The organism is Acinetobacter soli (genome assembly GCF_000760595.1).
In the GTDB taxonomy this organism is placed as follows: domain Bacteria; phylum Pseudomonadota; class Gammaproteobacteria; order Pseudomonadales; family Moraxellaceae; genus Acinetobacter; species Acinetobacter soli.
The window spans coordinates 142,330-155,023 of the sequence record NZ_BBNM01000002.1; the positions used below are offsets into that span (position 1 = coordinate 142,330).

At 39.8% G+C, this 12,694-nt stretch carries 14 protein-coding genes; 7 read left to right on the forward strand and 7 right to left on the reverse strand.

Going from position 1 to position 12,694, the window contains the following annotated elements; all coding sequences use genetic code 11:
- Position 1 precedes the first annotated feature (1 nt).
- From Aso01_RS03110 to ispH, 5 genes are all read right to left on the reverse strand, one after another.
- Positions 2 to 670: a PilX N-terminal domain-containing pilus assembly protein gene (locus Aso01_RS03110; RefSeq protein ID WP_004934303.1), complete on the reverse strand. Its 669-nt coding sequence runs from the start codon at positions 668 to 670 to the stop codon at positions 2 to 4.
- Positions 667 to 1,635 carry a PilW family protein gene (locus tag Aso01_RS03115; protein WP_004934300.1) on the reverse strand — a complete coding sequence of 323 codons (969 nt, stop codon included), beginning with the start codon at positions 1,633 to 1,635 and terminating at the stop codon, positions 667 to 669. Before Aso01_RS03115 ends, Aso01_RS03110 begins: the two co-directional genes overlap by 4 nt.
- Positions 1,636 to 2,172 carry a type IV pilus modification protein PilV gene (gene pilV / locus Aso01_RS03120; protein WP_004934294.1) on the reverse strand — a complete coding sequence of 179 codons (537 nt, stop codon included), beginning with the start codon at positions 2,170 to 2,172 and terminating at the stop codon, positions 1,636 to 1,638.
- Entirely contained in the window at positions 2,169 to 2,615 is a 447-nt protein-coding gene (locus Aso01_RS03125; protein WP_004934293.1) for a GspH/FimT family pseudopilin, read from the reverse strand. Before Aso01_RS03125 ends, pilV begins: the two co-directional genes overlap by 4 nt.
- A gap of 120 nt (positions 2,616 to 2,735) precedes the next feature.
- Positions 2,736 to 3,686: a 4-hydroxy-3-methylbut-2-enyl diphosphate reductase gene (ispH, locus tag Aso01_RS03130; protein ID WP_004934289.1), complete on the reverse strand. Its 951-nt coding sequence runs from the start codon at positions 3,684 to 3,686 to the stop codon at positions 2,736 to 2,738.
- A 135-nt stretch (positions 3,687 to 3,821) separates the two neighbouring features.
- Between ispH and gmk the strand changes: the two genes are divergently transcribed.
- The 6 genes from gmk to bfr all read left to right on the forward strand — a co-directional run bounded on the left by gmk (position 3,822) and on the right by bfr (position 8,818).
- Positions 3,822 to 4,445 carry a guanylate kinase gene (gene gmk, locus Aso01_RS03135; RefSeq protein WP_004934286.1) on the forward strand — a complete coding sequence of 208 codons (624 nt, stop codon included), beginning with the start codon at positions 3,822 to 3,824 and terminating at the stop codon, positions 4,443 to 4,445.
- Positions 4,446 to 4,513: 68 nt separating this feature from the next.
- A complete protein-coding gene (gene rpoZ, locus Aso01_RS03140; RefSeq protein ID WP_004934284.1) occupies positions 4,514 to 4,795 on the forward strand; it encodes a DNA-directed RNA polymerase subunit omega in 282 nt (93 codons plus the stop codon).
- Between the two features lie 388 nt (positions 4,796 to 5,183).
- On the forward strand, positions 5,184 to 7,298 hold the full coding sequence (locus Aso01_RS03145) for a RelA/SpoT family protein (protein ID WP_004934280.1): 2,115 nt from the start codon (positions 5,184 to 5,186) through the stop codon (positions 7,296 to 7,298).
- Between the two features lie 75 nt (positions 7,299 to 7,373).
- Positions 7,374 to 7,757, forward strand: coding sequence for a deaminase RidA (gene ridA, locus Aso01_RS03150; RefSeq protein WP_004934278.1), 384 nt, complete (start codon positions 7,374 to 7,376; stop codon positions 7,755 to 7,757).
- Between the two features lie 152 nt (positions 7,758 to 7,909).
- Complete coding sequence (locus Aso01_RS03155; protein ID WP_004934275.1) at positions 7,910 to 8,104, forward strand: bacterioferritin-associated ferredoxin; 195 nt, start codon at positions 7,910 to 7,912, stop codon at positions 8,102 to 8,104.
- 249 nt (positions 8,105 to 8,353) lie between these two features.
- The gene (gene bfr / locus Aso01_RS03160; protein ID WP_004934272.1) at positions 8,354 to 8,818 is read left to right on the forward strand and encodes a heteropolymeric bacterioferritin subunit Bfr; all 465 of its coding nucleotides are present in this window, start codon (positions 8,354 to 8,356) and stop codon (positions 8,816 to 8,818) included.
- 36 nt (positions 8,819 to 8,854) lie between these two features.
- Here bfr and Aso01_RS03165 read toward each other — a convergent pair whose 3' ends face one another.
- A complete protein-coding gene (locus tag Aso01_RS03165) occupies positions 8,855 to 10,423 on the reverse strand; it encodes a PglL family O-oligosaccharyltransferase (RefSeq protein WP_162179347.1) in 1,569 nt (522 codons plus the stop codon).
- A gap of 106 nt (positions 10,424 to 10,529) precedes the next feature.
- Positions 10,530 to 10,967: a pilin gene (locus Aso01_RS03170; protein ID WP_004934263.1), complete on the reverse strand. Its 438-nt coding sequence runs from the start codon at positions 10,965 to 10,967 to the stop codon at positions 10,530 to 10,532.
- A gap of 825 nt (positions 10,968 to 11,792) precedes the next feature.
- Here Aso01_RS03170 and Aso01_RS03175 point away from each other — a divergent pair.
- On the forward strand, positions 11,793 to 12,659 hold the full coding sequence (locus Aso01_RS03175; RefSeq protein WP_025094673.1) for a carbon-nitrogen hydrolase family protein: 867 nt from the start codon (positions 11,793 to 11,795) through the stop codon (positions 12,657 to 12,659).
- Positions 12,660 to 12,694 lie beyond the last annotated feature (35 nt).

Consider the following 12,694-nt stretch of genomic DNA (forward strand, 5'->3'; position numbering starts at 1 on the left):
CCTACTTAGGTGGCTCAAAGTCAGATAAGAAGCGATACTCGGCCACCTGTGAATTAAACAAGACCTGCTTCTGACTCAAACAACTGATGGCACTGCTGGCCGATTTATTCAAACAGTTATCGATATTTTCGGCAGATGAAAATCCGGTCATGACAGAAACTGAAGTCAGTTGTAGGCGTAAACTGCTTTCCGTTTTTGCAGTGGTGATATCGGTACCACGCGCATAGTCAGCAAATGGCTGATTGTCCGATGATGCTGCCTTTTGGATATACACCTGTGTGACCACCTGCGTGCGCCCACCCGCAGCATCGGTACTTTTACATGAGGCTTGGTTATCGACCGTGCCTGAACTATTGACCATACCCATATTGCTCATCACAAACGGCGCTGTCTTATTAAAGCAGCTCACCATTTCCTGATTAAGATTACCGACATTACGAAAATAATTAACGACACCATTTGCAGAAGCCAAGGTGCTGGTATTCACAGGGTTTTGGAAATACATCAGGGCAGCATCCGAATTTTGTAGCAATAAAGCCTGAATCTGATTATTTGCAACCATTTTGAGCGAGCTGACACTTTGCCGGATAGCCAAAGTTCCCACCACCATGATCAAGAGTAAAATCATCAGCACCACGATCAGGGTTGCACCTTGTTGATTGGTTTTCATTGTGTGACATACCCCTCTTCCACCCAACCCATGGCATTTCTTAATGAAATGGTCTGGGTCACTACCTGACGCAATCGTGTATCTTGATTTGTACTGTTTAATGCAACCGACTGCCCCAACACATCAAAAGTCTTTTTATTACGATTTCTAACGTTTACATCATTGCCTGCTGTTTCATTTGACTGCACCAGTAAGCCAATTTGAATCACATTGATGTATGGCTTGATCTGCTGTGAGATACCATCAATATTTTTGGTCATTGCGGGTGTTTTTGCGGTGTCGAGATAATCTGCCACAGACACGTAATTGAGCGCTGTTGGATTATTCAAAGCGCCTTTCACATAGCCCACTTTAATGCGCATATAATCGACCGAGGGAATAATAATTTGCCCCGCGCCAGACAAATCCAGTGTGGTTTTTGGCTTGCCATCTACTGCGGTTATCGTGTTTCCATTTCGCATATATTGATCGGCCACACAGCGCAATGCTTTGTCACTGCCAACAAAATATCGCTGAGCCACATAGGTACCTGCGGCAAGGGTTTTGCCGGTACAGTCATAATCGCTTTGCGTTGCCTGATAACGAATCGTAAGCTGATCACTTTTTTGATCGACATTACTGTCTCCAACTGCGCTTTTGGTCAGTGCCGTCTCGGCAAGCGTTAATAAGTATTTTCCACTCACTTGATCACTGACGTTACTTGCAGTCAGAAGCAATCCCGCATTTGCTTGTTGATCGTTGATATATGCAGACGATGCGCTCAAATTAGCCTTACGAACATCTTCTAAAATATAGTTCACCCCAAAACTGGCACTGTCTTGAATATTCGACATGGCTTTTTGCACATTAAAACTGGTGATACTGGTGAGGTACAGCTGAATGGCTGCCGCTGTAATCAAAAGCCCCAGCGTAATGGCTACCATCAGTTCAATTAGTGTAAATCCGGCCTGATGTAATCGGGTCATTTAATAGGCCTCCAGAAAAATACACGTCGCATTGCGCTCATAACTGGTGGCACCATTTTTGTAGCATGTCTCTGAACTGCTAAAACTTTGTGCGGTTTTATCCCACGCCACATAAATGCATTGACGCCCCAAATTTGTTCCTGCATTGCTGGCATTGGGACAGGTATTCACAATAACGCTTATATCTGAATTTGTGGTTTGGTTATAAATATATTGTAAATCACTGGTGGCTTGGGCACTGGCCTGACTACTCACAGTTGTGGCGCAGTTAGAGGCTTTGGTATAGGCCTTTGTTGAGCTGTTAATAGAACCTTCTGTGTGATACAGCTTACATTGTGTGGCCTGAGGGTTGGCACGCATACGCTCGGTTAGGTCTCGTGCAATATTAAGCGCAGCCACTTGATTGCCTGCTTCCATACTGGCACTTACCGCACGCAACTGAAGCGCTGTAAATCCAAGCACACCGATGGCCAGTAGCAACAACGCCACCATGACTTCGACCATGCCGACACCATGTTGAGGCCCTATAAGCTTCATGTGCACGCTCCTTCTTTGTAAGTGGTGTCTCCTGTTACACCGACTTCGATACAACGTGCAACGCCTTGGCGCTGTAATGAAAATTTGCTACTCGCAACTGGAATTCCTTCTACACGAAAAATCAGTTGTGTGGCTGAACCAGATGCAAGAGTGACTTCCTTATCGAGCTGCGCAATGAAAATGTGATTCTTATCTATATTTGAAATCGGAGGATTCTTTTCACAATTAGTCACGGTGCTGACGCATACGCCCGTGGTCTGGCGAATAGTCAGAGCTTGAGTGCGTGCCTCGACCAATTTCGACATTAATTCACGCGCCGAGGCATTCAGCTTTTGCCTATTGAGCAAGCTGTTAAATGATGGCACTGCGATTGTGGCCAATATTGCCAAAACAGTTATGGTTATAATGAGTTCAATGAGGGTAAATCCTTTCATTTTTTGCATATCGTCACTCCCCCTAGTGTCTAGCTTAACTTATTTTTTTACACAACCCATACAATCAAGATTAAGGGCATAAAAAAGCGGATGAGTGACACTCATCCGCTTTTTTAAAACAATTCAGGTTTAAGCTTGGGTAACATGAATACGTAATTCTTTAGGCAAGCTAAAGGTAATATTTTCTTCGCGCCCTTCTAATTCTTTAGGTGCATCTGCCCCCCAATCTTGCAAGCGCTGAATCACTTGCTTGATTAAAATTTCAGGTGCAGATGCACCGGCAGTCACACCAATTTTATCGACACCCTCAAACCATTGTTGCTCAAGCTGATCCGCGTTATCGACCAAGTACGCCGCCTTGCCCATGCGCTCTGCTAACTCACGCAGACGATTGGAGTTAGATGAATTTGGCGATCCGACCACCAAGACCACATCGCAGCGATTGGCCAGGTCACGAACCGCATCTTGACGGTTTTGAGTGGCATAACAGATATCATCTTTACGCGGCCCCTGAATCTGGGGAAATTTGCTGCGCAGTGCATCAATCACTTTGGCGGTATCATCAATTGACAGTGTCGTTTGGGTAACAAAGGCCAGTTTGTCTGGATGGCGAACCGCCAGCGCTTCAACATCCGCTTCATCTTCAACCAGATAGATATGACCGCCTTTGGTTTTATCGTACTGGCCCATGGTCCCTTCGACTTCAGGATGGCCTTCGTGTCCAATTAAAATGGCTTCGGTACCTTCACGCGCATATTTGGTTACTTCAATATGCACTTTGGTGACCAATGGACAAGTGGCATCAAACACTTTCAAACCACGGCGTTCAGCCTCTTGCTGTACGGCCTTTGACACACCGTGCGCACTGAAAATGACGATTGAGTCGTCAGGTACCTGATCAAGTTCATCGACAAAAATAGCACCACGCTGACGCAGATCATCGACCACAAATTTGTTATGTACCACCTCGTGGCGAACATAAATAGGCGGATTAAAACATTCAAGTGCACGATTTACAATTGCTATGGCGCGGTCAACACCTGCGCAAAAACCACGTGGATTTGCCAACACAATTTCCATAGAATCCTCAATTATTCGCTAGATGTTTCGTTCAAATTTGACGTCGGTATAAACTTTTATAGTGGACTATATTTTGTTTAGGTCCGTAGTACACTACAATAGCCAAGATATTTTATCATAATCAGGAAAAATATCATGTCGGGTCTATTGTTTGTCGTTTCTGCTGCATCAGGAACAGGCAAAACTTCTCTCGTCAAAGCGCTTTTAGAGCGTGTGACCAATTTACACGTTTCTGTATCGCACACCACACGAGGCCAAAGACCTGGTGAACTTGATGGCGTTCACTACCACTTTACCAGCAAAGAAAACTTTCTGTCTCAAGTTGAGCAAAACGGCTTTATTGAATATGCAGAAGTTTTTGGTAACTATTACGGTACCTCACAAGCCACAGTGAAACAACAGCTCGCCAAAGGTCATGATGTTTTACTTGAAATTGACTGGCAAGGTGCAGAGCAGGTTCGCAAACTTTTTCCTGAATCCAAACAAATTTTTATTTTGCCACCAAGTCAGTTCGATCTGCGTCAGCGTTTATCTAACCGTGGAACCGATAGCGTAGAAGTGATTGAGCATCGCTTAAGCTGCGCGGTAGAAGACATGCAGCAATACGTCAACTTTGACTATATCATTATTAATGATGACTTTAACAAGGCTTTGCATGAGCTAGAGTCGGTGATTAGTGCCAACCGTCTGACCCTGAATCAGCAGGTACACCGTCATCAACACCTCATTCAACAACTTATCACACCGAACAACGAATAAACTTGAGTATAAATTGAAAGCATTTTATACTTCGCAGTCTAGTCAGATTTACTTAACCGAGAACATATATGGCACGCGTAACCGTTGAAGATTGTTTAGACCATGTAGACAACCGCTTTGAGCTTGTACTAGTGGCAAGCAAGCGCGCGCGTCAACTTGCTCGTCAAGGCATCGAGCCAACTGTAGAATGGGACAACGATAAACCAACCGTTGTTGCACTTCGTGAAATTGCAGAAGGTCATGTGACTAAAGATATTTTAAAACAGCGCGAGCAAGACTATCAGACTTCTTCTCTTGATCTTGCGTTGTCTGCAAACAGCTTGAACTTGGAAGGTTTTTCTTTCCAATAAGTTTAAGACAAGAGCAAAGGGCGCCATTATTTGGCGCTTTTTTTATGCCAGTTGATATAAAAATGAAAGCCCAAAAATGAAAATAATCCGGTGCTTTTGAAGCTAAATCGATCCAATCAATCAGCAAATAATTCGATGCAGCACTATAACCGATCAAAATACCAACAAAAAAAGAGAAAAAAACACGCAAATTGAGGAATAAGTCTCATTAAATTAGTGCGCTTCAAGCAAAGATTTGATACAAATGTAGGTTTACATCGTTTCTCCCAATCTTAACGATAGAAAAATATTTGCGATTTTTTTTGTGAACAAATTGACAAGTTTCGCAATATGCTTTTCATTAAGAGATATATCGTTATCCATCTCCCAAGCGATCAAAAGGTGTTTTATGCCAGGTGAAGAGGTCAGTCAAGCCAAGCAACAGCTTAAATTAATTATCGAAGCGTACTTGGATGCAAGTGACGTCGATAATGTGCTTGCTGCTTGCGATTTTGCCGATCTAGCGCATTCAGGCATTACCCGTAAAAGCGGTGAGCCCTATATTGTGCACCCGATTGCCGTCAGTTGTATTTTGGCACATATGCGTCTCGATGCCGATACACTCATGGCCGCGTTGTTGCATGATGTGATTGAAGATACCGACTACACCAAAGAAGAAATTAGCGAACGCTTTGGAAAAGTAGTGGCAGATCTGGTCGATGGTGTGACGAAGCTGACTCATTCAAGCGATAAACAGTACAACAAGGCTGCATCGTTTCGAAAAATCTTGCAAGCCACCTTACAAGATCCACGCGTGATTATCATCAAGCTTGCCGATCGTTATCACAACATGACCACGCTTGATGCACTGCGTCCAGATAAACGTGCCCGTATTGCCCAAGAGACCTTCGATATTTTTGTTCCCATGGCACGTATTGTGGGCATGAATGAAATGGCCGATAACCTTGAGCTGCTATGCTATCAAAATCTCGATTTAGATATGTATAACAATGTGCAAGAAGCATTGCTCGAAACCAAATCTAAACGATGTGAATATCAAAGCAACTGGGAACGACATTTAAGCGACTTATTAAACACCTACCAAATTCAAGGCCGAATTAAAAAGAAAAATAACAATATCGAATTACTGCGTCACTTTGTTAAAAATGAAATTAACCTTCACGAACTCACACACAGCCATGCTTTTGAAATTATCTTGCAAAGCATTGCAGACTGTGACCGTTTAGTCGAAGCACTCAAAGAAAACTTCCAGATTGTCGATTTTGAAGATCACATTCGACGCCCGTTACCCGGCGGAAATCAGTCTCTGATGATGAAGTTAAAAGGTGAACAAACCACGCTTTCTCTGACCGTTCAGACTGAACTGATGCGTAAGGCAGCGCGCTTTGGCGTGGTACTTGGTGAGAATGCACCGCAAGCTTGCCGCTCGGCGATTCAAGCCTCCATGCAGAATCTTACGACCTTAATTGACGGTGAATGTGCCAAAACCACATTTAACGATCTGCTTGATTATCTGCATCAGGAAAAAATTTGGGTTTATACCCCGCACGGGCATTTGCACGAATTACCGCAAGGTGCCACAGTGATTGATTTTGCATATTCGGCCAGTTTATTTCTTGGCAACCATGCAGTCGGAGCCAAAATTGACGGTGAAATTCGCCCGCTCTCGACCCCATTGGTGAGTGGACAGGTAATCGATATCATTACCGATGTACTAGCGACGCCGAATCCAGACTGGCTCAGCTTTATCAATACACAAAAGGCACGTCGTGCAATCCAAAATATGCTGCGCGATCAAGATTTCGATGAGCAACTCTTGGTGGGTCAACAAGCACTCAACCGTGCTCTCAAGCTGTTTAATCGCTCGATTCATGATTTGTCGGAAAAAGACTGGTTAAGTGTCTTGCAATGGCGCCATGTAGAAACCAAAGAAGCGCTTTTTGAACAGATTGCTGTGGGTGATCTATTGCCACAACTGGTGGCCAACCACTTATTTTCTCAAGATACGCCACAAAAAACCGATGAAGTGTCGGACCGATTGATTCAGGGAACAGAAGGCGTCGATGTCAAATATGCGCATTGCTGTAATCCGATTTTAGGCGATCCAATTCAGGGGCATTTGTCTCGTCGTGGCCTCATTGTGCATCGTGCGCGCTGTCGTAATTTGCTACATGAACAACATATGCACCCGGAAAATATTATGCCGCTGCAATGGACTTCAGACGATCTGGATGATGTCAGCTTTACCGCATATTTGTGCATTGATATGCCACTCGATGGCGAACAGATTTCAGAGCTGATTTATTTATGCCGTAAATCGCATACGGGCGTTGAAATGGTTCAGCCGCATGGCGATCATACCTATGCCAATATTGTGGTCAGTAACCGTAAAGTGGTGGCACAAATTATTCGCGATCTGCGCATGCTTTTTGGATTCCCACGCGTTTCTCGGTTATATCTTCCTTCTGCGGTAACCGAAGCAAATAAAATTAAAGCAAGTTAATCAATTATATCGATGATACTGTTGTCCTTTGGACTCATCGATTATGATGTTTTGTATTGAGAAGAGGAGTCATCGATGTCACGCCAAGTTATTCATACTGAAAATGCACCTGCCGCTATTGGAACATATTCACAAGCGATCCTGATTGACAACACCTTGTATTTATCAGGCCAAATCGGTTTAGATCCTTACAGTATGGAATTGGTTGAAGGCATTGAAGCTCAGATTCGCCGTGTGTTTGATAACTTAAAAGCCGTTTGTGAAGCTGCGGGTGGTTCATTAGCCGATATTGCCAAACTCAATATTTTCCTTACCGATCTCAGTCATTTTCAGCTGGTCAACCAGATTATGGGTGAATATTTTGCCCAGCCCTACCCGGCGCGTGCTGCTTTAGGTGTAGCGAGCTTACCTAAAGGGGCTCTGGTCGAGATGGATGGTATCGTTGTTATAAATCAATAAGTTATATTTCGTCATAAACACCACCTATAAGGTGGTGTTTTTTTATTCAAAAACTCAATGATAAAAATAGCAATCCCAAATGAATTTCATTGACAAACGATAAATATTATCAATAATACCTATTATCCCATTTAAGATTGTGAATCACTCCGATGTATGTATGTTTGTGTCGTGGTATTACAGATCAAGATATTAAAGATGCCGTTGCCAATGGTGCTGAAAGCTATCGCGAGATTCGTGAATTGCTCGATTTAGGTACGTGCTGTGGCCGCTGTGCGCCTGAAGCCAAAAGTATCATCAATGAAGAACTGGCTGAAATTGCCGCACGCATTTCTGTCGCTGCATAAACCATACGCTGTGTGAATAAGTACTTAATTTATTTTATAATTTTTAATTGATATTTAGTTTTCATACTCCTCCCCGCTCATCACAGTCAGCGGGTTTATTTTTTTAAAAGCACGATATTCGACTGTTTTTGATTGCGATTTTCATTTGCTGTTCAATAAACTACTCGCCAGCACCTAAAGAGTTGATTAAACTTTAAAACATATTGCCTTAACTGTATAAGGCGCATCATTTGTTGTTGGAGTCATATCATGAAAGGCAATCGGGACGTTATTAATCAACTCAATCAAGTGCTGTATCATCACCTGACCGCAATCAACCAATATTTCTTACATTCACGTATGTTTAATGACTGGGGCATTGAAAAACTCGGCTCTGCCGAATACAAAGAATCGATCCGCCAAATGAAACACGCAGACAAAATAATTGAGCGTATTTTGTTTTTAGAAGGTCTGCCAAATTTACAGCATCTGGGTAAGCTTTATATTGGTCAGCATACCGAAGAAGTGCTGAACTGTGACGTGCGTAAAGTGAAAGAAAATATTGAGACGCTCAAAAAAGCAGTTGAAATTAGCGAAATCCAGCAGGATTATGTGTCGCGTGATTTAGTTCAAGAGATTTTAGAAAAAGAAGAAGAGTATTGGGATTGGACCACGACACAACTGGATCTGATTGAAACTATCGGCATTGAGAATTATATTCAAAGTCAGGTGTAAATTAGTTTAATTAAAGACCCCCAATTGGGGGTGTTTTCAATTATTACATTTTTTTATATGTGGTTGATATACGCGATTACTTATCACTTGATATGCTTGTACTATATTTTCTGCATTTTTTAAATTATCACTTTGAGTCGAGTAATATTTAGAAACACTAACAGTACTCGGATATCTATATGCTACTCTTCTAAAAAATTCTTTATCTTTGTTTTTTATTAGATAGCAGTAATCTAAATATTCTATATCTAATTTTTCTGAATAACCATCCAAAATAAATAGATTGCTTTGAATAGGTTTGACACTGCTCTTAAACAGGTATTGTAAACTATAACTTTCTTTTTTCTCGCCCAACTCAATTAATTGATAAGTGAATAAAGTAAATAACAACCAAGATAAAAAAACAACAATACATAAATACATTTTTTTCAAAACAAAAATATCATCCGATTTCAGCTTCAACAAAAAACCAGATATAATACCAATAGGAATTAAAAAATAAAAATAACTATAAGGGTACTCTAATAAACAGTGAAAGAAAAATACTAATATAATAACAAATAAATAAGTTTCATTTCTATTAAGATCTGATTTAGAAATCTTTATAAGTAAGGATATAATAAAAAAAGATACTAAAGACCCAACTATCCAGCCATACCAAATTACAAAATCCAAAAAAATATTATGTGAATAAGTAAACCACTCACCTCTTGTTGAGACATTTGAAATACTTTCTATTTGCGCCAACCCAACTTGTCCAGCACCATAACCTAGAAAAGGTTTATCAAAAGTTGCTAAAAATAATTGTGGCCAGATATCAAAGCGTGATGATGAAAGTTTCATCCTATCAAGGGTTGTATAACTATTTCCAATCGGATAAAAGTAATTAAAGAAAAATGGTATCAAAATTGTGCTCAACCAAAAAACCAAGTTTAAACAAAAAACACTTAATACATTTTTCTTATCTGGAAATTTAGTTATGAAAAAAATACTTATTAAAATAACACTTAACCAAGCACTTCGCGATTGAGTTAAAACATTACAAAAAATTAGACTTATAATTATAGAGTAGAAAAATAATTTATTTATTTTATAATATTTTTTCAAATAAAATAATGAAAAAAATGCCATCAAAGTCAATGTTGACAGTTGATTTGGTTGACCCAAATTTGCTGTAGCGCGTCCATTGTACGACACACCAAATAGATATGGACTTTCAATTATTCTTATTTTTTGATTTAAACCAATAAGAAATGATATAAGAGCCGAAAAAATTAATGAAAATAAAATCCAATGTATTAAAATAATTTGATTATACTTTTTAGAATTTAATCCAAATATTATACTTAAAAAAAATACAGATATATAAATTAAGTTAAAAAATAGATCTTGAAAACTAATGATTAATTTAAACAAATATTGAAAAAATAAAAATAAAAATAAAAATAAAAATAAAATAAATAAAAGCGGTGCTTTTTTTGGTAAAATAATTTCTTTCAAACTTAAAATTTGATTAGTTAATAAAATAAGAAAACCCAATACTACAACAATTTCTTTGAACAAACTGGAAGAAAAATATGAGGTATTGGGTAGAATAAAGGTCAAACAAAAGCACACTATGCCTATAAATAAGACATAAAACTTTAATTTAGAAATTAAAAAATTCATCAGGTTGAAAGAAGAACTTCTAAAAGTTCTTCTTCAAATTAAATTATGTACCACGACATTCAGAAGGTACATATTTTTTATCAGAACTTGTTGTACATTTCCATCCAACAGAACCTGTTGATGAAAAGCTAGGAGTTAATTTTATTGAAACCCCTTTCGCTTTATCTGTCATCGTAACTGTAATAACACCATCACTATCACTGCACTGAGCTGAAGCAACATTTGTTGTAGCTGCTGAAGCTCCTGAAGCGATTTGAGTTACACCTGTACAGTTACCACTACTTGGCATACTGGTTCCCCCAGCATTCATGATATTCTCTGAAACTGTTGCTTTCATTGCAGAAGCAGTTGTTAGGCCTTCTGTAACACGTGATCGAACCGTATAATCTGTGTATGCAGGAATTGCAATCGCCGCCAAAATACCAATAATCGCAATAACGATCATCAATTCAATTAAGGTAAAACCTTTTTGTGCATTCATAAAACTTCTCCAATAATATTGTTTTTTATATCGCGTGTATCGCTATGCAAGTGATTGCACAGAATATGCCAACTTTTTCATTTAATTTAATAACCATTAAAAACAATTACTTATTCATATTATAAGAATATTTTTTTAAATTAAGTCACATAAAATGTAAGAAACTGACAAATTTTGTCAGTCTAAGGGTGTAAAAATTGTCAGATTATTTAGTGTAAAAATAAACTTAGAGTATTAAGCTCGGCATAATTCAGTTTTCAGCTAAAAACTTTAATGTTTCAGACATAAAAACGATAAAACATCATGTGATATATCCACTATCTGACTATTTAAACAAATTTTTTAGTTTTTCTTCAAACTTATTCATTTGCTGATTTAAACGACACAACACCTAAAAGGATTAGGCTTTCTTTGAACACCCAACACACTTAATTGTTTCTTTTTTAAACAATCAAATTTAAAACCCGAGCTTTTATTTTTAAAAGTTATTTGTTAAACAATACTTTACAATAGCCAAAATTGGCACCTAGTATTTTGATCAAATTGGCCCTTGTACGAACGATCTCGAAAGCAGAAATTAATCTTGTAGGTGTGAAAAAAAACATCATGGAGTGATGCAAGTTTTTTAAAAAAGAACATATTTTTTATGCAATTAATTTTAATTTTTTATTGCCAAAACTGATTATTAGCGGCGTAAAGATGTGCCTAAAAACGATTTTTTAAACAAAGGCAGATCTACTCCTTCGATCAAGAATCATCAACTTTAACCATACGTTAAAACAATGACATTCAAATATCGTAGGACATGTAAGTGAGGGGAAAATGATGTCAAGCACCTTTGGTATAGCAGGGATTCAAATGCAGGTATCTGCATTTACCAGTAACGTCGAGCAAATGGGCAATTACATGCGTCATATTCGCATGCGTTTCCCATGGGTCAAAATGGTGCTTTTTTCAGAACTGGCGCCACTCGGTCCCAAGCATCACATGGCAGAAGCACTGCCGAGTCAAACCGAGGCACAACTGGCAGAACTGGCACGTGAAACAGGTTTATGGGTCATTCCAGGCTCGCTGTTCGAACGCACTGAAGGGCCAGACGGCGAGATTGTCTACAACACTTTATCGGTGATTAATCCAGAAGGGCAAATTGTTGCTCGTTATCGCAAAATGTTTCCGTTTCGCCCATATGAAAAAGATGTGGCGGGTGGTGATCAATTCTGTGTATTTGATGTACCCGATGTAGGCCGCTTTGGCGTCTCGATCTGTTATGACATGTGGTTCCCGGAAACTACACGAACGCTTGCTGCAATGGGTGCCGAAGTGATTTTACACCCGACCATGACCGACACGATTGATCGTGATGTGGAACTGGCGATTGCACGGGCCTCTGCTGCTCAAAATCAGGTGTATTTCATCGACATCAATGGTGTGGGTGATGGCGGTAATGGCAGGTCGATTGTGGTCGATCCGTCAGGTTATGTTTTGCATCAGTCGGAAGCAGGTGCAGAAATTATTCCAATTGAAATCGATTTAGAAAAAGTACGTCGTGAACGTCGACGCGGACTTCGTAGTCTGGGCCAGCCACTCAAAAGCTTTCGTGACCGCGATTGCCATTTTACTGTGTACCAAAAAGACAACACCGAATTTCCTTATCTGGATAGCTTGGGGCCTTTGGTCAAACCTGAAGACTAACTCACGCCTCACCTAAGCTTTACAAGATAAAGAAA